The organism is Xenorhabdus aichiensis, assembly GCF_028598775.1.
Taxonomy (GTDB): Bacteria; Pseudomonadota; Gammaproteobacteria; order Enterobacterales; family Enterobacteriaceae; genus Xenorhabdus; species Xenorhabdus bovienii.
In genome coordinates this window covers 71,203-98,182 of sequence record NZ_JAQRFO010000006.1, presented here as the reverse complement: position 1 = coordinate 98,182, position 26,980 = coordinate 71,203, and the positions used below count along the sequence as shown (strand labels likewise).

Below are 26,980 nucleotides of genomic sequence, written 5' to 3'. Positions count from 1 at the left end.
TCTCGAATTGAGCTTATAGTTCTCCCGGTTTACGCGGTGGATTGCGGCCCGAAATATTGGTTGTGGCACTGCGGATTTCTTGTCCAAAGATATCAACACGTGCCTGAAATGGCGGGAATGGTAGGGTAATGCCGTGTTTGTGGAACTCCTGCAAAATATATTGATGCACTTCATGGCGGGCGGGCATACGATGCCCCATCTCCGCTGCGTAAGCGCGCAGTTCGTAAATTTGAATACCGTTTTGTAAATCAACCAGATACACTTCTGGCATCGGGTTATCAAGAATTAATGGTGACCGTCTGGATGCGGTCATTAATATGTCAGTCGCTTCTGCGGAATCAGTTTCAGCCGGCACTGGAATCGTCAAGACGATACGGGTGATCGTGTCAGACAGTGACCAGTTGATGAATTGCTCGGTAATAAATGCCTTGTTGGGAACAATAATTTCTTTTCTGTCCCAGTCTGACAGCGTTGTTGCCCGCGTATTGATCTTCGTGATGCTGCCAGTCAAATTACGGATAGTCACGGTATCGCCAATCCGGATGGGTTTTTCGAACAAAATAATCAGGCCAGAGATAATATTGGTAAAAATTTCCTGTAACCCAAAACCCAGACCCACACCCATTGCAGCAATCAGCCATTGAAGCTTCGACCATTCAATACCCATCAGCGAGAAACCCACAATCCCACCAATCAACGTAAGACTATATTTGGTTAGTGTCGTGATGGCGTAACCTGTGCCCGGTGTGAGTTCCAGATGCTGCAACAGGGCAAGTTCCAGCAACGCGGGTAAGTTGCGGACAAGCTGCGTGGTGATGACGATAACTAAGATCGCAATCAGAACTGACCCCATGGTAACTGGCTGGATGGTATTGACCCCGTTGACCGTCGTACTGACGTCCCACAACCGGATATTCTCCAGGAAAGAGAAGGCAGAATGTAATTCTGACCACAGCAGAATCAGTGAAACCAACGCAATCATCGTCAGGATCGAGCGTACCAGTCCCAAAGACCGGGCGCTGATTGCATCCAGATCGATCACCGGTTCTTCAACTTCAATGGAGCCTTCCACGCTGCTATTAGTATTGGCCGTCTCTTCTTCGCTTTTAGCGCGTTGAGCCAGGATCTCCGCTCGGCGTTGTTTTGCTCGCTCAAAGGCGAGTTTTCGCCGCTGGATCAGCATCCAACGGCGAATAATATGGTAGATAACCAGCAGGGAGAACCAGATGGCGACAGAAGTTTCTAAACGCCCCAGCAGCGCCTGTGAAGTTTGCAGATAGCCGAGTATAGACGCGAGCGCGGCCAAGATTGGGGCAGAGAGCAGTATCCACCACAGAACAGAATTGATGATGTTTTCGCCCGCGCCGTGTTTGTCCATGTACAGCGGTACTCCGGCGCGTTTTAAGCTGCTGGTCACCAGGCTCAGGGAAACGCACAGCATCAGGAAGCACAGCCTGCCTAGTGTTGCGGCAAATTCGCGATCACTGTAATTATTGAACGTGATCAACGCCATCATGAGAGGCACAACCAAGAAAATAGACAGACGATAAAACCGCATTGCCCGTTTTATGCGTTCTTCAGGCCAGCGGAAGTGGGAGATGAACAGACCATTTGGATTGGCAAATGACGCACTGAGCATGAAAACCCACAGGACTGGCGTTGTCTCACTGACACCGAGCCCAATCGCGGTGGCCATCGGGTACTGCCATGCATTTTGCAGCCCATAACCAATGGCTGACCAAAGTATCGGCAGGGGCAATGCAGCGACAATAGACCAGAAAACGGTACGCAGGGTAAGCGAGAAATGATCTTGTGTGACTTTGCCAATACGGTTGCTGGAGCGCTCAAGGAACGCATGATATTGACGATGTGAGCTGATACTGAAAATCACCAGTAATAGCGTACCCAGTAAATAGAGCAGGGTATCTTTGGTGGTCAGCATAACGTGAATTGCGACCCCTAACTGAGATAACGTATCCAGAGAGAGCAGCCGTGTCAGATCCTGAACGACAAGCAACGGATAGTCTAGTGAAATAGGATTGACATCCGTGACCCAGAACAGGTATCGATGGGTGGCATCCTTTATCTCTTTTAAAGCTTCATTTAACTGGTTGGTTGCGACTTTGAGTTTCGTGAGTTCCAATATTTCATTGTCATAACCTGAAAGCAGGGAGTTCAATAACTCTTTTCTGGTACGGATAAGAGATTCATAGACCTGCTTTTGCCCTGATGTCAGGTTTTGAGGCGAAGGCAATGCCTGATCATTTTCCTGTTGGGAGCGCTCCTGCATTTCCTCATATTTCAGTCTTTCGACCCGCAATTCCACAATATTTCGGTCAAGTTGCTGGGATTTCGGCACATCAGGGATGCGGGTTAATTGAGCTCTTAATGCTTCACCGAGTGCGGTTGAATCACTCAGCCATTCCGCTTGTTCACGGATGGTATTGAGTGTTCGGCGTACTTGCAGAATATCGTTAGCGGCTTTGCGTTGCTGTGAGCCAATAGCCTCCATGCGTTGGGTTTGTTGACTGAGCAGTTGTGACAGCTGGCGGTTTTGATGGAGTTCATCCAGCAAAAACTGCGGTAGTTTTCCGCCCGCCTGCTCCGCCAGCATTTCGGTATGTTCAAGGGCCGATTCTGCTTTCTGCTGGCGTTGAATGTTTAATTGGTTGCGTAATTGCTGGAGTTTGAGATCCAGACGTTGATAGCGTTTTTTAAATAAATCTGCCCGCATGCGGGCGATTTCCTGCCGATTATTAGCAGAAAGTTGTGACATCTCCAGTTCATTAGTGACCGCTTTGCGGGCACTGACTTCGGCCTGAGCAAGTTTCAGCTGCGCTTCGGTCAGCGGTGTCGGAGGCGTACCCAAGGATTGGAGGCGGGAAGTTGCCACCGCCAGCAGACGTCTCGCTTCAACCTGCTGTTGGGGCAACAGGTTCATTGAATCACTGATTTCCCGGATCTTATCCTGTTCCTGCTGTAGCTGACGCTCTTGCTCCAACAACTGGCTACTGGTCTGGAGAGTCTGCTGCTCTAACTCGCCGATAGACTGATTGGCCGGAATTGAGGGGACAATATCACTTTCAGTAAGAGTTTTCTGACGCAATTCTTTGATGATCTTGGGAAAATCATCAATAGTCTGTTGGTATGTCTGGCTGCGTTCATCGGTGGACTTAGCATCGTTAAGCCAGTTTATTGCCCCTTGAAGTGCCTGTGCGATTTCAGCATCCTGTGGATTTTTACTGCCTCCAACCTGTTTTAGCTCTTGTTTCAGTTGGGTTTCATCCAACTGTGCTATCGAAGCGAAAGCCGGATTCGCAAGAAACAGGCTGAAAAGTAAACTGATAATCAGGCGCACAATAAGGGGCTCCTTGGTGATAAAAATTAGCTGATGATATCTTTGTTCATAGATTCATCATCTGCATTTGCTGCCTGCTCTTCATTTGCCGTAACAGACTGTGCCAGTAGGTCACCCATCAGGGTTTGTGAGCCGCTGTATAAATTATTGGCAAATTGAATCTGATTGGGCGCAAACAGGTTGATCACCGTTGAACCCAGTTTGAAACGCCCCATTTCTTCTCCTTTCTTGAGAGAAATCGCGCCTTCCTGACCTGCTGCTGGGTAAGCCCAACGCTTGATGATGCCTTCACGCGGGGGTGTGACACAGCCGGTCCAGACGGTTTCGATACTGCCGACAATAGTTGCACCAACCAGAATCTGTACCATTGGCCCGAAAGCTGTATCAAACAGGCAGATGACCCGCTCATTACGTGCAAACAGATTAGGGACATTTGCTGCGGTCAATGGATTGACTGAGAACAGTTCGCCTGGAACATAGATCATCTCTTTCAGTACGCTGTCACACGGCATATGGACACGGTGATAATCTTTGGGTGATAAGTAAGTTGTGACGAAATGGCCATTGCGGAATTGTTCAGCAAGTTGATGCTGGCCGGCCAGCAGAGCTTCTACGGTATAGTAGTGACCTTTGGCCTGAATAATTTGATCGTCACGGATCATCCCGAGCTGGCTGATGGTTCCGTCTGCTGGTAGCGCCAACTGGTGAGCTTCATTGACGATGGGACGAATGCCTTCTTTTAATGGGCGGACAAAAAATTCATTGAATGTTGAGTAAGCTGTGAATGAAGAATTTTTGGCTTCATTCATATCTACTTTATAGACTTTGGCGAAAGATTGAATTGCAAACTGTGTCAACCAGCCCGCCTTTTTATTGGCGAACCAGCCTGCCAAATTAGTAATACATTGTTTTGGCAGTAAATATTGCAATTTAATTTTAATATTATCCAGCACATCAACCTCTTGGATTTTTGATAGGCAAATTGGGCAAAAGTCTACTATTGTACCCGCCATTATTTTGAATGTCAGGGTAACGTATCGTTAATTATTGTCTTATTTTTGGACATCCGTGAAATTTCTTCGTGGTTTAACCTGCGCCATGCTTTCTAGAATTCGATGGTAATTTTCGAAACGCTCTTCTGCAATTGCTCCTTGCTCCAGTGCTGCGTTCAAGGCACATCCGGGGTCGGTCTGATGCTTGCAATCACGGAATTTGCATTCGCCAATGTATTCACGGAATTCAATGAAACCTTGTGTTACTTGTTCTGGCGTTAAATGCCATAATCCAAATTCACGGACGCCCGGGGAGTCGATCACATCGCCTCCCTGCGGGAAGTGGTACAGGCGTGCGGTTGTGGTTGTATGCTGACCAAGGCCGGAGTTATCCGATACTTCATTGACCAGAATATCTTTTTCATCGTCTGGCAGCAGGGTATTCAGCAAGCTGGATTTTCCAACCCCGGATTGCCCCGCAAAGATGCTGATTTTATCAGCCAGCAGGGAGACTAGCTCGGATATGCCTTCTCCGGTATGGCTGGAAACTTCCAGCACGCGATAGCCAATGTGGCGGTAGATATCCATGACACTGTTGACCCATGTACGGCTTTCAGCATCCAGCAGATCGATCTTATTGAGCACGATCAGAGGCTCAATATTAAGTGTTTCACACGCAACCAGATAACGATCGATAATATTCAGCGAAAGTTCAGGCAAGATAGCGGAAACGATCATAATTTGGTTGATATTTGCTGCAATGGGTTTAATGCCATCGTAGTAATCAGGGCGAGTAAGGACGGAGGTGCGTTCATGCACAGCTTCTACGATCCCATTGACCTTGACATCAGTTTGAAGTTGTAATGCGGGTCGCCATACGACGTGATCACCCGTGACCAGCGAACGAATTGTCCTGCGAATATTGCAGCGCTGTATGGAAGCATCTGCGGCTTCAATATCTGCATGCTGCCCGAATCGGCTGATAACCAGCCCTTCCTGTGGCTCACCAAACAGGCTGTCATCCATTTCTGGTTTATTGGCAGCCCTGTCGAGCGGCTGCTTCAGCCTGCGCTGGTGATTGGCCTGAACACGGCGTTGCTGCCCTTTGGAGAGTTTATTCTTAGCCACCGAACCTCACTTATTTCATCTATTTTGCTGATTATCGCTGTGAGTGATCAAAAACGTTATGATACACCACTGATACAGACTATCTGTTTTGAAGGAAACTAGGATATATCATGTCAAAAAATGAGAACAATCTTATCTGGATAGATTTAGAGATGACCGGTTTGGATCCAGAGCGCGATCGCATAATCGAAATCGCGACTATTGTCACCGATTCGGAACTGAACATCCTTGCGGAAGGGCCAGTTATTGCGGTGTATCAGCCTGATGAACAACTGGCATTGATGGATGACTGGAACGTGCGGACGCATACTGCAAGTGGGCTGGTTGAGCGCGTGAAACAAAGTCAGTTTGGTGATGCGGAAGCAGAAAAAGCGACGATTGCTTTTCTGGAGCAGTGGGTTCCTGCGGGAAAATCTCCTATTTGCGGGAACAGCGTGGGCCAAGATCGCCGTTTTCTGTTCCGTTATATGCCAGAGTTGGAGAAATATTTTCATTACCGCTATCTGGATGTCAGTACGCTCAAAGAATTGGCTCGCCGCTGGAAGCCGGAAATGTTGTCGGGGTTAAGCAAGAAAAATACCCATCAGGCATTGGACGATATTCGGGAATCAATTGCTGAGTTGGTGTACTACCGCGAGCACTTTATCCAGAAATAAAAAGGGTGTTTGGTGTAAGGGGTGTACGATAATTAATCTCTGAATTGGTGATGAAACGGATTTTTTGCTGATTTAATCATCAATCAGAGAAAAGAACGCGATTTTTTGTGTTTGGGGGGCTTGTCAGGACAATGATTTTTCGTATAATGCGCTCCCCGTACCGATGAAGAATTTCAACAGTACGGCATACCGAAAGTACTACGCCAAAAGTACCACGCATCGATATGTAAGCGGGAATAGCTCAGTTGGTAGAGCACGACCTTGCCAAGGTCGGGGTCGCGAGTTCGAGTCTCGTTTCCCGCTCCAATTCTTATTATGTAAACCTCCACGTAAGTCTCCTTTCCGTTGAAAAGCATTCGTCCTGTGTTTGTTAATCCGAAAAAAAGATAGCATACACAATAAATCATGCACACTATCTCCAGTTACTCAATCCAATGTATATCAGCAGGTATTACTCATTGCCGCACTGCTTATGACCAAGCTTCATAGTATGCTTGCAAGCGTTTTTGGATCCTGTCATCGCGATGGGAAAATGCGATAAGCTCTGGTGGCGGTGTAAAATGGGGATGGAGAGAATGGATTAGATTCTCGTAACTATGTAACAGCCCTTCTTCAATTATGGGATTCCAATTTGGCTTGATTTTCCAGAGACATTCATAGCCCACACCCAGCATTTGCTGCACAGTTTCTCTGGCGGCTACATTGCGGGTAAGGCCTGTTAAGGGGGCACGTATAGGAGTAAAGTCGCTGAGATCGAGATCAGCATTGATTTTCCCATATATGGCGTTAGCAACGTAGTCAGCCAATAATGGAGATTGATGCAGGCCATCACGATAAGTACCAGTGACCAGCCAAAGCCCTTTTATTCCACACTCCCCAATTAGCGGGAATCCGTCGGCAGATATCGGTCTATTACCCACTTGGACTGAGATAATTTCGGAAAAGTACAAATCCGTATTGAGTTGTTCCACTGCGCAATCCAGCAGAAATTGAACATCTGATACTGATGCCTGAGTACGGGGGAAGTTTTTTAAGATATTGGTTGCGCCGATATATAAGGTGCCGTCACCTCTTGGCACACAGTGCAAGCCACATGCGAAAGCACGATTAGGTGTTCGAATTACCGACTGTGGCAAATCCATGCCCTCTGGAAGTTTTAGTAACATGGATACGCCATTTCCTGCGAACAGCGGAGGAATTCGCTTTGTAATGCTTGGCATGTCGGAAATGATATCCAGAGAATGGACGCCGGCCGCTATAATGACTCTGTCGGCTGAAATAGCCTCGCCATTCTGAAGTTCAACGCCAGTAGCCGCTTCATTTTTTGACAGAATGCGCTTGGCATTTTCTGGGATGATAGTTCCCCCTTCGGACAGAAATGCAGAATCTAACATTTTGAGTAGTTGGTGGGAATTTACGGCGTGTTCATCAGGTATGTAAAGACTTGTTAACGGCCGGACGAGATCGTTAGGTTTTAACCAAGTAATCTGCTTGGGCGCAATCGCTTCGTAGGGTTCGTTATAGGATGTAAGTACCTCTACGATTGCATCGTAATTATTGTTATCTATTTCGTATGTTCCAGCCGTGTTAAGGATGATATGCGTTCCTTGTGCAGTAAAAAGTGACTCATGGTTTCCAGATGAAGCCGCTAATCTTTCTGCCCATTGCGGCCACCGTTTTTTAGCGTTGAAATCCATATTAATCTTCAACTTTCCATATTTACTTGAAACTAAACCTGTTGTTACTTCACCGAAGCAGCCATTCATGGCTCCTGCTGCATTGGAGGCGGCATTGCTTCTGTCAAGGCTGCCAACGCGACAAACTGAATACTTTCTGCTAGCTAATTCATAGGCAATTGAACAGGAGATTGCACCCGAGCCTACAACGATTACATCGTATTTCATGGTATTGCTCCTTTTGAAAATTAACCCAAAGGGGTTTTGGAAAAGCCAGTTGTACACACGTTCTGCATAGCAATGGCAACAAGGCTTCATCAGGTACGATCTTCTGGGATCGCTCTTACTTCAATGAAATATTATTCAATTTATAAATTGAATAATATGTGCGTGCGTTCGTGTCTGTCAACTTGATATTGTTATCACATGGAGATTGCACTGGCCTTATCTATACCTTACCTTAACATTAAGGTATATCGCCTTTTTATGCATGATTTTACATCTAAACATGTCGCTTGTTCGCTGAGAAGATCACAGATATTATACCAATACATTATTCAATTAATTAATTTAATAATGTATTGGTGACACAAGGAGTCACTCTCTTGCTAGTACGTTTAGACAGGGGCAAATTTATGAGTAAATTTTTTTCTGACGAAAGTATTAAGTCAATTAAGCACCCAACTTCTGAACATGGAATGCTCTTCAAGCAAGCGGTAGCTCGCAGTTTTTCGCATCTAGATCGGCGGTTCAGAGCACATGATGGCTGGGTTTCAGGAGGCAGTATTTACATGCCGAACCTCTTAGGAGTTAGAGATGAGTGGGATCTCGACCCAATTTACCGACAGGATCTAACGGATATTGAGACGATCTTTTCACTTTTGGATGGCAAAGATCCACCCGAGAATAACATGTTGAGTATTACCGATGCCCTGATTGATGCGGGGAACAATTTTCAGGGAAGGGCGGAGAAATGGGTTGATTCAAAGTACATTGTTATGCAAATCAATGAGAAACGAGAGTGCAATCTCTGGTTCAAACGCGACGATTTGGTTGAGGAAATTACTCATCTCATTGGGGATTATTATGGGGTACCCGACTTGGTAAACGCAGGCATAGGTGAAAGCTGTGGGCTGTATGAACCAACATTATCGCTTGCGAGAGATTACGGCTTTTTCCCAACTCCAATCGAGGTTGGGCAGCGGGTTATTGCAGAAGCTGAAATATCTCATCTATCAGGATCTCATCGCTTATCGGTGCTTGAGCCAAGTGCGGGTTTAGGAAACCTTGCAAAGCTCGTTGTCGAGGCAGGTGGTATTGTCGATTGCATTGAGGTACATGCGGAAAGATGTGTCGAGTTGGAGAACACCCGTCTCTTCCGGCGCATTATGAATACAGATTTTATTTCTATTGAGCCTAATCTGGAGACTCTATACGATCGAATAATAATGAATCCTCCATTTGAAGATGAGCGAGATATCGACCATGTTGTACACGCTTTGAAATTCTTAAAGAGTGATGGTTTGCTTGTTTCTATTATGTCGCCCGGGACGGAATTTCGTCAAAGAAGGAAGTCAGAAGAGTTTAGGGATCTGATGAAGAGCTTGAATGCTCAATGGAGTGATCTTCCCGATGATGCATTCGCCAGCGTTGGATCGCATAGCAATACCATTCTTCTGAAAGTTTGGAAAGATGGAAGGTAGTTATGTTGTCACAATTTTTAAACCTGTGAGATAAAAATCAAATATTGTTGAGCTGCTAGCGCGACACTGATAAGTGCCAGCGCTAGTAGTGGAAATTGCGAGACTTTTTTTGCTAGTCTTCTTCAAGTCGATTCCATTGAAGTCCTTACACTACGTGGCGCGAGTGAAAACAGGGCGATGATCGCCAGAATGAAACCAATCCATAGTGGTGATATAAGTCCATACCCTGCATTAATGGTTAATCCACCCGCCCAGGCGATGAATGCCAGGCCGCTGTTGATGACCGATACATGGACGCTATTGACCAATGGGCCAGCATTTGCCACACGCATAACACGAGTAATCATTGCTGGGCTCATTGGAACGCCAACGATACCGATTATCATGAAGGCGATGACGCTAATGGAACGGCTCTCCGGAAAAAGGGCGAATATCAGGAGCGCCGCAGCCAGCACACTCAGCCCGACGGTCAGAACCGTGAAGGTATACCGATCAGAAAAACGGCCAGTAATTGTGTTGCCAATGACATTCGCTGCTCCATAGAGGCCGAGTAAAATAGGCACGATAGCAGGTATGAACCCGGTGACTTCGGTCAAGATCGCAGAGATGTAGCTGAAAGCGGCGTAAGCGGCTCCGATGATTAAGGCACTTGTGGCATAAGCTGCCCACAGTTTTCCGTTGCGAAACGATGCAAGTTGATCACTAAGACGGGTGTTTGATGTGTTACGCGAAGCAGGTATCAGTGTTAATACGATCAAGGAACAGGTAATGGTGAGCACAACGACCAACCAAAAACTCGAACGCCAGCCAAGGTTCTGGTCGATCACTGTTGCAGCGGGTACGCCTAAAACGGTTGCCAACATCATGCCACTGAGCACAATGGATGAGGCTCTGCCTCGTAGTTCGGTCCTCACAACTTCACCGCAGATCGCTAAAGATATCCCGATACAGGCTGAACCAGCAACGCCAGTGACAACTCGTGCGATGGCCATCACCTGATAGCTCCCGGCAGTTGCGGCGATGATTCCACCTACACTGTAGAGTGCTAGTAGCCAAAGCAGTGCCTGTTTGTTGGGGACTTGTAGTGCAACAAATAACGCTGTCAGTATCGGCCCACCGACAACCATTCCAACGGCGTAGAGTGAAATAAGATAACCAATATCCGCAACAGTGACTCCAAAAACACCGGTCAATGATGGCATCATGCCCACAACCATAAATTCGGAGGTAGTGAGCGTGAAGATAGTCAGCCCGAGCAGATAAATCGCGACAGGTATATCGCGTTGCGTCGATGCTGGTGTTTTAGTGCCCGATGAGGCTTTCGGGCTTGCTCCCTCTGATTGAATTTTACTCATACCGAGGTTTGCCCGATGTAACAGCATTTCGGTTTGTGAACAGAATTGCCAGCAGCGCTGCAACGACATAAGCAACTGCGGCCGTTCCGAATGCCCATGTGTAGCCATCAACGATATCTGTTCGTGTTGCAGCCACCGCCATTAATGCCGAGAGACCAACGGTTGGGCCGAGTTCCATGGCGGTGTTCATAACACCACCGGCTAGGCCTGCTTGATGCTGTGGCACATTTGTTGTGGAAAGCACCGCAGATCCAGAGAAAGCGAATGAAATGCCTACTGCTACCAGAACTAGACTCGGTAGCAGACCCGTAATATAAGTCGTATTCCTGTCAATACCGATCAACAGTCCAAGCCCGAGTGCAGCGATAAGCAGGCCCGCACTCGTTACCCGTGCTGCACCGATTCGGCTCACGAGAGGCGTTGCCATTCGTCCTGTTGCGATGAGAGCGATTGCAAACGGTAGGAATGCGGTTGCTGTCATGAGTGGTGTCCATCCCAAATCTTGCTGAAGATAGAGTGATAGAACAAAATTGACGACCCCGGATCCCACGGCTGCAAGCAGCATCCCAAACAACCCGATGATTCGATGTCGCTTGAAAATAAACCCGGGGGGAAGAAGTGGGTCACGAACGATACGTTCAACTACAGCGAAGATGGCTAACAATCCAAGGCCAGTAAGCAGTGGAATTAGCACAACTGATGATGACCACGGATGATCGCCTGTCAATATCAATCCATAGCTGCTCAAGGAAATGCCAAAGGTGGCGAGTGTCGCACCAATGAGATCCAGTTTTGGTCGACGATGCAAGGATTCGTCAATTCCGGCGGGTAGCAGGTTGCGAGTACTCAGCAAACCCATCACAGAAACAAGGACGGGAACAGCAAACATCCACCGCCAGGAAATCCACGTTGTTGCTACTCCTGAGATGATGAATCCCAAGACTGCACCCAGCACTGAAACACCGCCCCATGTGGCCATTGCGCGGGCAAAAGCGATGTGATCCGGGAACAGTGAACGCAGAACTGCCATTGCTGCCGGAGCTGTCAGAGCTCCGCCCACCCCCTGAGCAAAACGCATGGCGACAAGGATTTCGAAAGAGGGGGCGAAGCCTGCGATAACGGAAGCTACACCGAAGATTAGCAAGCCAATAGCAAACATCTGTCGTCCCCGAAACCGGTCTGCCAGCCGCCCGCCAAAGAGCAGCAGACCACTAAAGGGGAGCCCGTAGGCAGCGAGAACAAGAAGTAGGTCGGCAGATGTAAGGTTGAATTCTATCGCGATTTTGGGGAGTGGAACGGTGATCAGGGCAATCGTGAAAATCAACGTGCACTGGACGATTGCGAGGATCGTGAATGCCAGACGCTGGGTATTTTCGGGCAGTTTTTGCTGGAATTTATCGTTGTTGTTAGACGGCATTATGAGAACTCCTGATCGATAAAAACGCTGTATATAACACGACGGTTTCATTAAAATAGCATATTCAATTTAATGATTGAATGATAGGTTAATATGACTTTAATCTTTCGTCAATGGTTAGCAGCGAGTGACATCTTGACCCTGCTATGCGGCAGAAAAATGAGGGCAACAACGGGTGTAAAATGTCCATGTTACGTCAGTTAGAATGTATTTTGAACGTTTGGTATTGGGTTGTGTGCAAAGGGCTTGCCATCTTCTCCAAACAAGTCCATAATGGCGCCCATCTTGGTACGTAAATATATAAAAATTCCTTTAAATCAAATGGTTATAGGATGTTCGTATCTAGAAATTAAGGCTGATAGTCGTCATCAGCAATGCGGGAATAGCTCAGTTGGTAGAGCACAACCTTGCCAAGGTTGGGGTCGCGAGTTCGAGTCTCGTTTCCCGCTCCAAATTCAGGACTGTAGATTTTTATGAAAGTCTGCAAGTCACAGAAAAAAGGACCGAAAGGTCCTTTTTTCGTTCCAGTGATAATGATCAAAATCCACTCGTATCCAGCGCTTTTTAGCCGGTCGTTAATAACCCCTGCCTGCGTTTACCCGAACTTTTCGATTATCTAGGGTAAGGTCACTAGATATCTGGCTGATTGTTTGCTGGAAAGTTGAGACCATTCTCGATAATTAGAAATACTTCATCAAGAACATCAGAGTAAAGCATAGAAGAGTGTTTTTTCCGCTTCCAAACGTCATATGTAGCCCAATGCGCATAATCTAAAACGCCGGCTAAGACGCCTGGTCTAATATCTATTTTAGGGTCGGTTCCCATACGTTGGGCGATTAACGAAATGATAGGGGGTTTCCGATCCTCTCCGCGCTGAAGATTTTTTGCCCGAATTAAAGGATGGTTCCTTATCAAGTCTTGAAGGGTCATGAAACAGTTCGTATTAAAGCCATAAGAACCTCCTTCGCATCTTTTCATAATTTCGACTGCTGTATGCCGTAACGCTGATAATGCGGGTTCATGAGGCGGACGGCGGATGAGTGCGGCAATAAAGTCTTTGTGTTCTGCCTCTTGGTAGTCAAGGACAACATCTTCCTTTGAGGAAAAATATCGAAAAAAGGTGCGGGTAGAAACGTCAACTTTTTCGGTGATATCTTCTACTCGAGTTTCATCAAATCCCTTAATAGCAAAAAGTTCGTAAGATGTCTTAATTAGGGCATCCCTCAGCATAAGCTTCTTCCGCTCACGGCGGCCAACTTTTTCTCTATCTGTCACGCGCCTGTTTCCTCCTGTCTGGAATAAGTGATCTGTGTTTGGGCTTCCATTATGGCATAAAAGGACACTTATGTAATAGTTGACTAATGATACTATTAGTGAAATGTCATTTGACACAATATGTCATCGAGTGACATATTGTGAGTTCGATAACATATTATGTCATCTGAAATAATTTTTTCGAATATTAAGAGCCGAGATGGAGCGGTTTGGCTTGGTTGAATCAAGGGGACAGCTTCAGCCCAGAAATACTCGGTTTGTGTCGTTATTCGTAGAGCTAATGTAATTAGTCTAAATGGAGTTCAAGCTATGAGTATTGCTACCGGTGTTGCAGAACCGACTTCGTATGAAAGGGATTTATGGGTTGAGGAGCTACATGATCCGCACTGCCATCAGTTCACAGTGGCCCTTAGTGAATTGTTACCCAGGTCTATCGATCTCGTAAATCTCAAGAGGGTTGCTGAACAAGTTCTGGAGTCGGAGCAAGCTTCCCACAAGTCTTTTCATGAGCAAGAAGGGCATCTAGTTCTGAGGAAGGCTCCCGTTGTGGTTTGTGCCGAGTTATATGAATTCAAGAATGAAGACGACTTTGCCTCATTCTTCAAGGAGTGGCCTCGTAAGATTTGGGATCTTTCTGTTCCACCCTTGATCGATATTGCGATAGGCCAAACAGATCAGGCAACTATATTGATGATACGTGCCCACCACATCGTTGCTGACGGTTGGGGTCTGAATCTGCTGTCCAAGAAAATACTAGGTGCTTATGCGGATAATCATTTAGGTCTAAATGAACAGCTCAAAGGGGTGAAACGTTACGCGACAAAATACCCAACCCTGCAAGGCAGTAAACTTGATGAGGCAATCGATGACGTCGTCGTGAAAATCGCTGATACCGATCCCGTATTATTCCCAAAATCTGGAGCGGCTCTTTCGACATCCCCCAGCTATATCAGACCATTCAAGATATCAGCGCACGAAGTCGCTCATGGTATTGAAAATGGTTTTACCCCTTTTTTGGCTGTTTCAACGGCTCTGGCAGTTCTGCTGTCAAATGCATACGGAAGCGAGAAATTTTTCATTGGAGTGCCGTTTCTTAACAGAACCGATGCAGAAATTACGTCAGTCAGTCACCGAGCTAATATTCTTCCCGTAAAAGTTGAGGTATTACCTCAAAATACACTCAGAGCAATTTACTCGCAGATCAAAGATTTTATCGTCTTTCTGAAAGACAAAGAATCGGTTCCGTTAGGGGGTATTATTTCTGCTCTGGCAAGTTCCTCTCGTCAACTTTTTGATGTAACAATGTCCTATCTGCGTTACCCAGAATGGGGGGCAATGGCTGGATTTGAAGAAAAAACCCAGAATATCGCGCACATACATACCCAGGATGCGATAGCAATTCATCTGTACACTTATGGCAATAATGCAGATGTTTGGGGAGATGTGTGCTTGAATCGCTCAGTATTTGATACTGAGGAATCAGCGAATGCATTCTTAGATTCATTCATTCATCTTATCGATAATTTTGGTAATAATGTTGATAAGCGTGTGTCGGAAGTAAACTTGCTGACATTTAAGCAAATGGAGCAGTTACGACAGTATGAGAATGGGCCAACTAAGCAATACAGCGTGAATGAAACTGTTGTTTCGCTCTTTGAGGCTAAAGCTGAACAATTTCCTGAAAATATCGCTCTTCGAGATCAAACTGGCACATCGCTTTCTTATTCTCAATTAAATGCATGGTCATCCACCATTGCCGCTGCTTTAGAAGAACGGGGAATCGGCCAGGGGGATATCGTGGCGGTGTCAGTCGAGCGATCGCCAGAGATGTTGGCCGCAATATTTGGCGTCCTCAAAACTGGGGCAGCCTATTTACCCATTGATAGCGACTATCCCGAAGATCGTATTCAATATATGCTCAACGACAGCAACGCCAAGTTAGTCATTTCTAATCTGCCTCACGTTATGAAATCTGATGATCCTCGTTGGTTTGATCTGGACGCTCTGCCAACTGAGCTACCTTCTCATCATCCATACAGAAGCAAGGCCCAGCCTCATGAACCCGCGTATGTGATCTATACGTCAGGTTCTACTGGTCGTCCCAAAGGGGTAATCGTCGAGCATCACTCAGTGGTTAATCGTTTAGAGTGGATGCAGGAAATACATCCGTTAACCAGTGACGATGTGATCCTCCAGAAAACGTCGATATCATTTGACGTTTCTGTGTGGGAGCTTTTTTGGTGGGCGATGACAGGAGCTTCTGTCGCACTCCTAAAACAAGGCGCACAACGGGATCCCAGGGAATTGATCCAGACAATTTCTACACTCGGGGTAACGGTAGCGCATTTTGTGCCGTCAATGTTTGAACCATATGTGCAAACTTTGACTGATGATAGACAGTCTCTTTTATCGGTTAGCAGTCTGAAATGCCTATTTACAAGTGGTGAAGCGTTAACACCCGCTGTCGTGAATAAATATAGGAAGCTTTTCGGTCGCGATACCCGTCCACCAAGGCTAATTAATTTATATGGCCCGACGGAGGCAACGGTTGACGTAACCTACTATGAATTAAATCTGGAACAGGATTCGGATATCAACGCAGTACCAATCGGTTTTCCGATCAACAATACCTCAGTGAGAATAGCCTCATTGCATGGGGTTAGGCAGCCTATAGGTATATCTGGAGAACTACAGATTGGCGGTGTGCAATTAGCGCGAGGTTATTTGAATCGCCCCGAGCTGACGGCAGAACGTTTTATTATCGATCAAAATGACAGTTGCAGTCGCTGGTACCGAACGGGTGATCTCGCGGCTTGGGCTGAAGATGGATCCATCCTTTACCTCGGAAGGATGGATGGCCAAGTGAAGATACGCGGCAATCGCATAGAGCTTGGTGAAATCAAGAACGCCTTGCTTAACCTGCCAGAGGTTCTGAACGCGGAGGTTATCGTTGAAGATGATGCTCGGGGAAAACACCTGATTGCAGTCTATGTAGGCCGACGAGACTTGAATGAGCGTGATATTCGCGCAAAACTTGGGAAGCAGCTTCCTTCCTTTATGGTTCCCGCAAGATTTGTCCGACTGGGGTGCATTCCTCTTACACCTAATGGAAAATTTGATCGCGCCAGTGCTCTCAGAGAGGTCAGTGGAAATAAAGCATCTCCGCAGACAGTAAAACTTGATGAATCCGAAACGATTGTTGCCAAGATATGGGAGAAAGTACTCGGTCGGTCAAACATTAGTGCAGATGACGACTTCTATGCGCTTGGTGGCGATTCCATCTTGATGTTGAAAGTGAGATCAGAACTGGAAAGTCACGGGTATGGCGTTGGCTTATCCGATCTGGCGCAGTATACGACAGTGCGTAGCTTGGGAAATGTCCTCGAAAGTGTGTCAGGTGTTCTCAGTAGCCCGAAAGAAGCACTTCCTCCTTTTGCTCTCATAAGTGAAACCGATCAAAAGAGGCTGAGTTCAGCATACGATGATGCTTATCCTGTATCTCAGCTGCAACTTGGCTTGCTTTTCCATAGTCGGGAAATGGAGGACGCGAGAACTTACAAAGATGTATTCCGATATACCCTGAAGTTGGCGTGGAATGAAGTCGCGTTCAGGTCTGCTTTGCAAGGATTGGCTCGTAGGCACCCCGCATTACGCACAGTTTTTAACCTTAGTGACTATCATTTACCCCTTCAGCTAATCAGACCGGAGATTCTAATTGATGATGTTTTATCAATTGAAACGCCTGATGTGGTTGAGTATGAGCATACAGTTCTTGCTCATATGGATAAGTGGTCACGGTATAATTATTCGTTCGCATCGGGACCCCTTTTCCACGTAGCGATATTTGCTAATAGTGAATCAAACTACATCGACTTAGTTTTCAGCTTCCACCATGCGATTCTTGATGGAGGAAGCGTTGCAAACCTGATACGTGAGCTTCTTTTGTCCTATTCTCAGGGGAATGATGGCGCCAATCTCGGTTACCCTGAAGACGAACTCCCGAATCCGTCAATTTTTGTCCAAAACGAAATAGAAGTCCTTGAAGCGAGTGAGCCCAGGAGTTACTGGAAAGAATACCTCTCTGGCGCGACGAATACATTGCCAATAGGCTTGGCTGGATATTCAACTGCTCCAGTGAAGCGTATTTTTTCTTATCGTTTCCTCATAGATCCTGTACTTGATGCCGCACTTAATCAGCTGGCAAGAACTATTCGAGTCCCTATAAAGCATCTTTATCTTGCCGCTCATTGCACCACCATTGCGTTGATGAGTGGTCAAGAGGACATCGTCACGGGTGTAGTGACACATACACGGCCGGAAATTAAGCACTCGGAGCGTATCCTGGGGCTATTTTTGAACACACTTCCTTTGAGGGTTGATATAAAGAGTTTGAATTGGCTTCAGGTTGTCGAAGGGCTGTATCGAAATGAAAAAAGAAGTCATAAACATCGGTGTTTTCCTTTAAGCCAAATCCAAGCTGACAATGAATTGTTTTCTCTCCAGACCGCATTTAACTATGTACACTTTCATATATTGCAGGATATTTCTGAGAAGACAGATATTGAAATCGTAGCCTTTGATCCGAAGGAGGAAACAAATTTCGATATTCTGGTAAACGTAATGCGCGATGTTGATGGCGAACGTACGAGTGTTCGCATGGATATCAATGGAAGCGTTTATGCCAGAGAACAAGGGGCAGTTTTTTCCAGGCTCTTTAATCGTGCGTTAGAGCGAATAGCCTATCAACCAGAAATGCCCGTATCCCTCAGTCGCCCGATTACTGAAGTTGGGTGCCTTGTGGAAAGAACTTCGGATAAGGCATTTATTTCACTTCCAGCCACGATTCGAAATAGCGTTCAACGTGATCCGGATGCAGTTGCCATCACGTATGGTGACATCGAGTGGAGCTATCAGCAGTTATGGGATGCGGCGACAAGGATTGCCTTTTTGCTGAGTGAACGTGGTGTCAATAAGCAGGATGTGGTTGGAATTGCACTACCACGGTCGTTTGAACAAATTGCAACTGTCGTGGCTATTCTGAGGATAGGCGCTATTTGTCTTCCGATCGACTTATCATACCCGGCCAGCCGAATCGAGCTGATATTGAAAATAGCGAATCCGGCAGTGGTTGTAACCGATCGTTCTGTTACAGAGCTACCCGCAAGTGAGCGAGTACTTTTCCTTGAGTATGACTCAATTGAGGCGGTCGCTGAAAGAGACGATGCTGCGATAGATTCGACTGATGCGGCCTACATTCTATTTACTTCCGGCTCAACGGGTACGCCTAAAGGCGTGACTATGTTGCATAGGGGATTAACCAATCTTGTTGGCTGGCAAAATAAAATAAGTAGTGGTGCCAAGGTTACCTCTACACTCCAGTTTTCGCCTTTGAGTTTCGATGTTTCTTTCCAGGAAATACTCTCCACCCTCTCATCAGGTGCCACATTGCATCTGATTAGCGAGATGGAGCGTCGAGATCCGGTAGCTTTGGTCAGGCATCTCGATAATAAAGGCGTTGAGCGGATATTCCTTCCGTACATCGCTTTGCAGCAACTCGCTGAGACGGCAGTTATGCTAGGATTCTTTCCGAAGAAACTGCGGGTGATTGTCTCGTCTGGAGAGCAGTTGCGTGTTACCAAAGAGATACGGACGCTTGTTGATAATCTACCTGGCGGTATATTGGAAAACCAGTATGGTCCAACCGAGACTCATGTGGTGACAAGTTACACTATGAGCAGTGATCCCAGCCAGTTTCCAGCACTTCCGCCGATTGGTATCCCGATCACGGGTGTAGGTATTATGATCCTTGACGAGAATGCAAATGTCGTTCCTGATGGGGTTCCTGGTGAAATCTGTGTGTTCGGAGAGGCTTTAGCATCGGGATATTACCGCTCGCCAGAGGAAAGCAAGAAAAAATTTATTGCACACACTGGCGTGCCAGGTGGAATGTTTTACCAGACGGGAGACATTGGCATCCGTTCAGCATGCGGCGAGATTATCAGCCTTGGTCGTAAGGATACACTGGTCAAAGTTCGTGGTTATAGAGTAGAACTCTCTGAAATCGAGTTAAAAATCCTCGAATTCTTTGAAAACCGCCAGGAAAATGTTGAAGTCGCGGTTGTCGCTCGGCCTCGTGACGATCTGGATTCATACTTGATCGCCTACTTGGTGGGTAAGGAAGATCGTATTGCGTTGGAGGAACTCCGGCAGTTTATCGGAGCTGAATTACCCGCATATATGGTGCCGACACACATCACATGGATAAATGAGCTTCCCAAGACACCGAGTGGCAAGCGTGATGATGCGATGCTCCGGAAACTGGATATACAGCTTGTATCAGAAAAAAATTATCGTGGTCCAGAAGGCGAGTATGAAAGTCGGCTTTGCGAGCTGACCGCGGAGTTACTGAAGATCCCCGAAATAGCCCCTGAGCAGAGTATTTTTGATTGCGGTGCGACTTCTTTGACTGCAATGCGCATAGTGGTTCTTGTCGAAAAACTGTATGGCATTAACGTACCGCTTTCGGCATTTGTTAGCGCGCCAACCATTGCGAAGCTTGCCATGCTTATTCAAGATGGTGGTGGTCAGTTCAAGTTTGATCCACTTGTCCCACTGCGCGAAGCAGGTAACCGCAGGCCACTCTTCCTCGTACATCCTATGGGAGGAAATATCCTGTCATATCTGCGAATGCTTCCGCACCTGCCATCTGATCAGCCACTTTATGCTCTTCAAGCATCGGGTGTTGACGCGGGTTCGTCACCAATAACGACTATTGAAGAGCAGGCTGCTTTTTACATCGATGCGATCAAGAGAATTCAGCCGACGGGTCCTTATGTGATTGGTGGCTGGTCCTATGGTGGATTTATCGCCTTCGAAATGGCGAATCAGTTAATCCGCTCAGGAGAAACGGTCTCTAATGTTCTGATTCTTGATACGATGGCTTTGAGCTCACAGGCAAAAGGTCAGGCTAGCGATGATGCTTTGCTCAGTTGGTTCTTCTGGGAATTGCTGTGGACATCGAAGGGATCTTCGTTACCTGTTCATGTTGTTCCTTCCTATATCGAAAGTTTGCAAGAGAAATTCGAATATATAACTGATCATGCAACCCAGATAGGAGCGATCCCGGAAGGCAGCACAAAAGCAGTCATGCAGCGCCTTTTCGAGGTATATAATGCTAATTGGCAAGCCGCGGCTGAATACAACGCACAATGCCCGAATCTCGATGTGACGCTTATTCGCGCAAAGCAGCCTCTTCCTCAGATATTGCAAGAGATGCACAATACCATACGTAGTGAATATCATGATCCTCTGAATGGCTGGGGTGGCAAGACGTCTGGTCGAGTCAACTTGATTGAAGTGGATGGTGATCATCTGACTATCATGGAAGAGCCTTTCGTTGGGCCAATGGTGTCGGCAATTATTACTGAGATTAATAAAGTGAAAGGGGTGGATGCTAATGTCTAGAAAACCTTCTGCACTCATCGTCGGTACTGGTATCGGTGGGTTGTCATGCGCGATCGCATTGAAAAAAATTGGTTGGTCTGTGCGTCTCTTTGAGAAGACGGACAGTTTACGAGCGACCGGATCGGGTCTGTCGGTAATGTCAAACGCCAGTTCGGCGATGAAGAAGCTGCTTGATATCGACCTCGGGTTGAAGAATTATGGTGCTGAAGTTCGAAACTTTGAGATTCGACATAGCTCAGGATTGCTCTTGAAGCGTCTCCCTGTTCAAAAAATCTCTGATGAGCAAGGCGCACCGAGTATTTGCATATCAAGGGAAAACCTCCAGAGGGCGTTGTTGGATCAGCTTGGCGATGCTGATATTAGTTTTGGTAAGCGCGTCACTGGCTATAACGAAACTAATGATGCCGTCCATATCAATTTTGAGGATGGCACCGTTTCATCGGGAGACATTATTGTCGGGGCTGATGGGTTTTATTCTGCAATTCGTGACGCGATCGGAACAGAATCTATTATCCAGGAAGCCGGTTATATTTGCTGGCTCGCCTTAGTTAAATACTCTCATCCCAAAATTACACCCGGCTACGTTGCCCATTATTGGGGGAGAGGGAAGCGTATGGGGATTGTAGATATCGGTGATGGCTGGGTGTATTGGTGGGGAACCGCGAATATGTCGAATGATGACGCCAAAAAATGGAAAGGCACGAATAGGGATGTGGCAAAGTTTTATGCGGGTTGGCCGGATCTTGTTCAAGACATCATTAACTCAACTGACAGTGAATCCATCATAACGGTTGATGCCAAAGATAGAACTTTCCCTGAAAATTGGACAAAGGGACGAGTGACTCTTCTCGGTGATGCCGCTCATCCGATGCTAACCAGTCTCGGTCAAGGTGCTGGAATATCTATAGAAGATGCTGCGGTTCTGGGGTATGTGCTTAAAAATACTGAGGACTATAGTGCTGCGCTACGCCGATATGAAGCTATTCGGCAACCTCGTGCTCGCGCAATCGTCAACACCTCGCGATCTTTGAGTGATATTGAACAGCATGACCGCTTTTTCCCTTGTTTGGAGCGAGACGTTGGCATGTTGCTTACATCCAAAAAGTCCATGCGTAAACGGCTTCAGGATTCGCTGCTATTTGACGATCTCGCTATTCAAGCGCAATGAATGTGGTAGAAATATCCTTCAATTAACAGGGTGATGTCATGTCAAAAAAAGCATACTGATAATGACGCATCATCTGGATTAAGCTAAACGGCTGCATGAAAACTTGCCAACAGTGGCTTCTATGTTTTCGCAGCCGTTCATTCATTAATAATATGGGAGCCGCTTAACCTCATCGTACCCGAAATATTTTTTATCTGTGCTATCACTCTGTTTTTTATAGCTCTTCCAGTAATGCCTCCTTACGCTCCATCATGTTTTTTATCGCTTTTTGCTTAACATGACCGAAGCCACGGACTTGATCGGGCAGCTCCGCGAGTTGCTGACAGATCGCTAAATTATCGCGGTTCAGTTTTTCTATCAGAAAATCAAGTAATCGCTCATATTCGAGCAGTAAATTTCTTTCCTGTTTGCGTTCTTCCTGATAGCCGAAAATATCGAACATGGTTCCACGAAGTGGCTTACATGCGGCAAGAACGCGGAGGATAGGGATGATCCATGTGCCATATTCTTTTTTTCCTCGCTCGCCTGTACGTGGGTCTTTGCGATTGAAAAGGGGCAGGCTGAGGTGAAAGCGAATGTTATCCGTATTATCAAACTGTGAGCGGAGATTCTCGAAAAAGTCGCTTTTGGCGTAGAGGCGCGCGACTTCATATTCATCCTTATAAGCCATTAGTTTAAATAAGTTTTCAGCGACCGCTTTGGCAATTTCTTCTGCATCAATTTGTTGCGTGACCAGTTGAATCTGAGCAACGCGACTGAGATAACGCTGTGCATATCTTTCATTCTGGTAATCAACCAAAAATTGATATCGATGCATAATGAGATCATCCAGCGTCTTAATGCTTTTTTGTGGCTTGATGTGCAGGCGCTCATTCAGGATATCTGGCTGCACAGCAGCAATGCGACCGATATGGAAAGCGCGTCGTGCATTGTCTGCGGCATTGCCCAGTGCCTGAATGGTATGGTCGATAGCAGAAAGTGTGATTGGAACCTTACCAAGCTGCCATGCATAACCGATTAATACGATATTTGTTTGGTTTCTGTCACCGACCAGATCAGCCGCCATTATTTCGGCATCAATGGAATTTAATGTTTGGCAGTGTTGGTGAAGAGTCGTCGTTATCTTGGAATGATCCAGATTCAGGGTGGGAGCCCGAAGCATGGTGCCGATTTGCGTTTCATGGGTATTGAGGACGCATTTCGTTGCATTTTTTGACATCACTGTCAGTGAATTTTGTCCCGTTGCGGCTACTAAATCAGCCGCGATGACGAGATTAGCGCGCCCACGGTCAATTCTGACTTGATGTAGCTTATTCATATCATGGCATAATCGGACATGGGTGATTGCTTCACCGCCTTTTTGTGCAAAGCCCGTAAAATTGAGCAGACTGACGGAATAATTATCCGCTTCGGCCGCAATCGCCAGTAAATTCCCTGCGGTGACGATACCTGTGCCACCTACGCCGACAAGCAGGATTTCATAAGGGTTATCGCTAATGATCGGTGTTGGCTGGGGTAATTCATGGAGTAATTTGTCTAGATCGCCTTGCGGGATTATTTTACTGAGATCATGGCGTGGATTGGCATTTTCGACGGTGACAAAGCTGGGGCAAAACCCTTTCAGACAGGATAGATCGGAGTTGCAGACGTGCTGATCGATCTTGCGTTTAGTCCCCAACGGGGTTTTGACCGGGATCACTGCGAGGCAATTTGATTGTACCTGACAATCACCACACCCCTCACAGACTGACTCGTTAATCACGGCGCGTCGTGCCGCTTTCGGCTCCAGACCTCGCTTTCTCTTGCGGCGCAGCTCTGTGGCACAGGCCTGATCGTAGATAATTACGGTTACACCCGCGATTTCTCGAAAGCGTTTCTGCACCTCTTCGAGGTAATCACGTTGATAAAGCGTCACCTTAGCGGGTAGCAGGTTTTTATCCTGATATTTATCAATATTATCTGTAACGATAGCGACTTCTTTGACCCCTTCAGCCAGCATTAAGGCCGCAATCTGCGATATGGTAAGATTGCCATCCAGTGGCTGTCCTCCGGTCATTGCCACAGCCTGATTAAATAGCAATTTATAAGTAATTCGATTGCCTGCGGCTACCGATTGGCGAATGGATAAATGGCCGGAATGGAAATAGGTCCCATCGCCTAAATTCTGAAAGACATGGGGACGGTTGATAAAAGGTGAATGACCGACCCAGTCGGCACCTTCCCCTCCCATTTGGACAAAACCAAATCCCGTATTGCGATCCATCCAAGCCGCCATGACATGACACCCAATACCAATATGGGCTTGGCTGCCGTCAGGTAAACGGGTTGAAGTGCTATGGGGACACCCTGCGCAGAAATAAGGTGTGCGTTTGGGAAGCGTGAGATCGTGTGGTGTTGTTTTGGTTGCCCATTCCAGAGGAACTGAGAGAAACAAATCGAGTTTGTGTAGCCATCCAGAAAGCAGAGGAGTAATCAATGAAGGGCGTAACTCAATGTCTGCGGGCAAAAGTTGCTGGCCAAGATGGTTGTGTTTGCCTATCAGCTTAATATTTTTCTGTGAATTAACCAGATGGCGTGCCAGCAGTATCTCGACAACAGCGCTTTTCTCCTCAATAACAAAAATATCAGTGACCTGTGAAGCAAGATCGCTGAGAAGCGGCGACAGAGGATAGACTAAGCGGACATGGACAAAAGCCACCCCTTGTTTGGCGAGTTGGGAAGGCGTTAAGCCTCCGGCACGTAAGGCTTCCAGCACATCTCGATGAGCTTTGCCAACGGTGACCAGCAGGGCACGCGGATGGGCGCACGGGGCAAGGAGTTGATCGATCGGATTAGCTCTGGCGAAGGCTTCAACGGCTTGAAGTTTATAGGCCAAGCGTTTCTCAATCTGTGGGCCGGGAAGATCAGGCCAGCGCCAATGCAGCCCATCTGGCCCAGAATCGATTTCAGGTGTTTCATACTCAGGAAAGGGTTTGCTTTCTCTGATAGCACTACTTTCCACAACTTCACTGATTGCTTTAAACCCGACCCAAGCCCCACTCGCGCGTGATGCCGCCCAGCCCCATAATCCTACATCGTGATAGTCAGAAACAGATGCTGGATGCAAAATCGGCATACTCCAAGCCATTAAAGCGAGATCAGATTGATGGGACATGGAGGAGGAGACACAACCGTGGTCATCACCGAGGAGTACAAGTACCCCGCCGTGTGGTGAGGAGCCATAGGCGTTGCCATGCCTGAGCGCATCGCCAGAGCGATCCACTCCAGGCCCTTTGCCATACCACATGCCAAAGACACCGATAACATTCCGATCAGGGTCGGATTCGACTTTTTGAGTACCGATCAGTGCAGTGGCGGCGAGATCTTCATTGATGGCAGGTTGAAAGCGAATATTGGCTTGAGCAAGCTCTTTACCATGCTGCCATAATGCCTGATCTAAACGGGCTAAGGGGGAGCCTCGATATCCAGAAACAAACCCCGCAGTGTTGAGATTATGGCTTTTATCCAGTTCAGCCTGAGCGAGTAAAAGCTCAGCAAGGGCATCAGTACCTGTGACAAATTTAGATGGATAATGTCGAGTCATACACTTGGCCCTTTTTGAGGAGCATTATTGTCTAAGATACGACCAAAACTTAGCTTTAATCTATTGCCCCAGAATTATTCCGACAAGCACAAATCTTATTAGAGGTTAGTTGTATATTTAGTGTTAATTTTTAGAATCACAAATGTTTCTAAAATAGATGTATACTCTCTTTGACGAATGTTTTTTGAGCGTTTGGCATAAGAGTGCATGCAAAGGGCTTGTCATCTTCTCTGAGCGAGTCCATAATAGCGCCTATCCCTGATATGCAGATTAAAAAATAGTATTATTAATCATAAGCATTCAGGCACTTCAGGCTAAATAACAGCCATTAGCGACGCGGGAATAGCTCAGTTGGTAGAGCACAACCTTGCCAAGGTTGGGGTCGCGAGTTCGAGTCTCGTTTCCCGCTCCAATATCTTATCTATAAACTTCTACTGACTTCTTGCATTTCTCTGAAATAATGGCCTGACCCATATTTCCTATCTCAACAAAGTTCATCGAAATCTAATAACGATTAATCCTTTTAAGATTAGCAGCTATGTGATGATACCTTCTGATTATCTGGCAAACCAAGCCTGTCGGAAAAGCGCCAACTATCCCGGCGCTGACGGTCTGGGGCTAATCACCTCTCTAGTTTTCATGAAATCCTGGTATTTCAGCTAATTGTCTTTGACAAGAGGTTTCACTCCCACGGGGGCAGCAGGTAATTATGCGCAGCAACGTGGAACTCCTTACGGTGTCATTCATGGCATGTTCACATCTCCGCTTGGACTTCCTTGCACCAAGCCTCCGTACGGCACATTAAACGCTGTTGATCTTGTTTCTGGAAAAATTTTATGGCAAGTGCCTATGGGTAGCACAGAGGATACGCCCATCTTCCGAGCCATCGCCGGGTTGCATGTACCGATTGGATTGCCAACCATGGGAGGGCCGCTTGTGACTAAGAGAGGGGTCACGTTTTTCTCAGGATCGATGGACTATTATCTTCGAGCTATCGACAGCCGTAGCGGTAGCGAACTTTGGCGCAGCCGATTGCCAGTCGGGAGTCAGGCAGCTCCGATCACATACATTGGAAAAAAAACGAGAAAGCAGTTCGTTGTTGTGACCGCAGGTGGCGCGCAGCGTACAGACAAGGATCGGGGTGATTATGTCATCGCCTATACGTTGCCGTGAAACATGTAACCTCGTTCTACAAGGATACTGGC

Annotated in this window: 13 protein-coding genes and 3 tRNA genes; 8 read left to right on the top strand and 8 right to left on the bottom strand. The window is 46.7% G+C overall.

Annotation, left to right across the window (positions count from 1 at the left end; all coding sequences use genetic code 11):
- Positions 1-13: 13 nt before the first annotated feature.
- The 3 genes from mscM to rsgA all read right to left on the bottom strand — a co-directional run bounded on the left by mscM (position 14) and on the right by rsgA (position 5,478).
- Entirely contained in the window at positions 14-3,358 is a 3,345-nt protein-coding gene (gene mscM, locus PSI22_RS04750; RefSeq protein WP_273578789.1) for a miniconductance mechanosensitive channel MscM, read from the bottom strand.
- Positions 3,359-3,384: 26 nt separating this feature from the next.
- Complete coding sequence (gene asd, locus PSI22_RS04745) at positions 3,385-4,308, bottom strand: archaetidylserine decarboxylase (protein WP_273578809.1); 924 nt, start codon at positions 4,306-4,308, stop codon at positions 3,385-3,387.
- Positions 4,309-4,410: 102 nt separating this feature from the next.
- Positions 4,411-5,478, bottom strand: a complete 1,068-nt coding sequence (gene rsgA / locus PSI22_RS04740; RefSeq protein WP_273578788.1) for a small ribosomal subunit biogenesis GTPase RsgA — start codon at positions 5,476-5,478, stop codon at positions 4,411-4,413.
- Between the two features lie 110 nt (positions 5,479-5,588).
- On the opposite strand from rsgA, the gene orn reads away from it, so the two are divergent.
- Entirely contained in the window at positions 5,589-6,134 is a 546-nt protein-coding gene (orn, locus tag PSI22_RS04735; protein WP_273578787.1) for an oligoribonuclease, read from the top strand.
- A gap of 230 nt (positions 6,135-6,364) precedes the next feature.
- A tRNA-Gly gene (locus PSI22_RS04730) sits at positions 6,365-6,440 on the top strand.
- A 164-nt stretch (positions 6,441-6,604) separates the two neighbouring features.
- Here PSI22_RS04730 and PSI22_RS04725 read toward each other — a convergent pair.
- Positions 6,605-8,038 (bottom strand): NAD(P)/FAD-dependent oxidoreductase, encoded by a 1,434-nt coding sequence (locus PSI22_RS04725; protein WP_273578786.1) that lies wholly within the window; start codon positions 8,036-8,038, stop codon positions 6,605-6,607.
- A 407-nt stretch (positions 8,039-8,445) separates the two neighbouring features.
- Here PSI22_RS04725 and PSI22_RS04720 point away from each other — a divergent pair, with 407 nt between their 5' ends.
- The gene (locus PSI22_RS04720) at positions 8,446-9,513 is read left to right on the top strand and encodes a DUF4942 domain-containing protein (protein ID WP_273578785.1); all 1,068 of its coding nucleotides are present in this window, start codon (positions 8,446-8,448) and stop codon (positions 9,511-9,513) included.
- 122 nt (positions 9,514-9,635) lie between these two features.
- Here PSI22_RS04720 and PSI22_RS04715 read toward each other — a convergent pair whose 3' ends face one another.
- Both PSI22_RS04715 and PSI22_RS04710 read right to left on the bottom strand, forming a co-directional pair.
- On the bottom strand, positions 9,636-10,976 hold the full coding sequence (locus tag PSI22_RS04715; RefSeq protein ID WP_273578784.1) for an MFS transporter: 1,341 nt from the start codon (positions 10,974-10,976) through the stop codon (positions 9,636-9,638).
- Entirely contained in the window at positions 10,861-12,285 is a 1,425-nt protein-coding gene (locus PSI22_RS04710; RefSeq protein ID WP_273578783.1) for an MFS transporter, read from the bottom strand. Before PSI22_RS04710 ends, PSI22_RS04715 begins: the two co-directional genes overlap by 116 nt.
- 376 nt (positions 12,286-12,661) lie before the next feature.
- Between PSI22_RS04710 and PSI22_RS04705 the strand changes: the two genes are divergently transcribed.
- A tRNA-Gly gene (locus tag PSI22_RS04705) sits at positions 12,662-12,737 on the top strand.
- A 178-nt stretch (positions 12,738-12,915) separates the two neighbouring features.
- On the opposite strand, the gene PSI22_RS04700 is transcribed toward PSI22_RS04705, so the two are convergent.
- The gene (locus PSI22_RS04700) at positions 12,916-13,560 is read right to left on the bottom strand and encodes a TetR family transcriptional regulator (protein ID WP_038205898.1); all 645 of its coding nucleotides are present in this window, start codon (positions 13,558-13,560) and stop codon (positions 12,916-12,918) included.
- A 309-nt stretch (positions 13,561-13,869) separates the two neighbouring features.
- Here PSI22_RS04700 and PSI22_RS04695 point away from each other — a divergent pair, with 309 nt between their 5' ends.
- A complete protein-coding gene (locus PSI22_RS04695; protein WP_273578782.1) occupies positions 13,870-21,024 on the top strand; it encodes a non-ribosomal peptide synthetase in 7,155 nt (2,384 codons plus the stop codon).
- A complete protein-coding gene (locus tag PSI22_RS04690; protein ID WP_273578781.1) occupies positions 21,017-22,192 on the top strand; it encodes an FAD-dependent monooxygenase in 1,176 nt (391 codons plus the stop codon). The genes PSI22_RS04695 and PSI22_RS04690 overlap by 8 nt, the downstream gene beginning before the upstream one ends.
- Before the next feature lie 214 nt (positions 22,193-22,406).
- Here the strand turns inward: PSI22_RS04690 and PSI22_RS04685 are convergent, their stop codons facing one another.
- On the bottom strand, positions 22,407-25,775 hold the full coding sequence (locus PSI22_RS04685) for an indolepyruvate ferredoxin oxidoreductase family protein (protein ID WP_273578780.1): 3,369 nt from the start codon (positions 25,773-25,775) through the stop codon (positions 22,407-22,409).
- A 336-nt stretch (positions 25,776-26,111) separates the two neighbouring features.
- Between PSI22_RS04685 and PSI22_RS04680 the strand changes: the two genes are divergently transcribed.
- Together PSI22_RS04680 and PSI22_RS04675 are read left to right on the top strand one after the other, a co-directional pair.
- A tRNA-Gly gene (locus PSI22_RS04680) sits at positions 26,112-26,187 on the top strand.
- Positions 26,188-26,438: 251 nt separating this feature from the next.
- Positions 26,439-26,948 carry an outer membrane protein assembly factor BamB family protein gene (locus PSI22_RS04675; protein WP_442316494.1) on the top strand — a complete coding sequence of 170 codons (510 nt, stop codon included), beginning with the start codon at positions 26,439-26,441 and terminating at the stop codon, positions 26,946-26,948.
- Positions 26,949-26,980 lie beyond the last annotated feature (32 nt).

What these genes read in the sequence shown, in the direction of transcription:
- orn (WP_273578787.1), top strand. Translation starts at nt 5,589, where the DNA reads ATGTCAAAAAATGAGAACAATCTTATCTGGATAGATTTAGAGATGACC.
- PSI22_RS04725 (WP_273578786.1), bottom strand. Translation starts at nt 8,038, where the DNA reads ATGAAATACGATGTAATCGTTGTAGGCTCGGGTGCAATCTCCTGTTCA.
- PSI22_RS04720 (WP_273578785.1), top strand. Translation starts at nt 8,446, where the DNA reads ATGAGTAAATTTTTTTCTGACGAAAGTATTAAGTCAATTAAGCACCCA.
- PSI22_RS04715 (WP_273578784.1), bottom strand. Translation starts at nt 10,976, where the DNA reads ATGGCTACACATGGGCATTCGGAACGGCCGCAGTTGCTTATGTCGTTG.
- PSI22_RS04710 (WP_273578783.1), bottom strand. Translation starts at nt 12,285, where the DNA reads ATGCCGTCTAACAACAACGATAAATTCCAGCAAAAACTGCCCGAAAAT.
- PSI22_RS04695 (WP_273578782.1), top strand. Translation starts at nt 13,870, where the DNA reads ATGAGTATTGCTACCGGTGTTGCAGAACCGACTTCGTATGAAAGGGAT.
- PSI22_RS04690 (WP_273578781.1), top strand. Translation starts at nt 21,017, where the DNA reads ATGTCTAGAAAACCTTCTGCACTCATCGTCGGTACTGGTATCGGTGGG.
- PSI22_RS04685 (WP_273578780.1), bottom strand. Translation starts at nt 25,775, where the DNA reads ATGACTCGACATTATCCATCTAAATTTGTCACAGGTACTGATGCCCTT.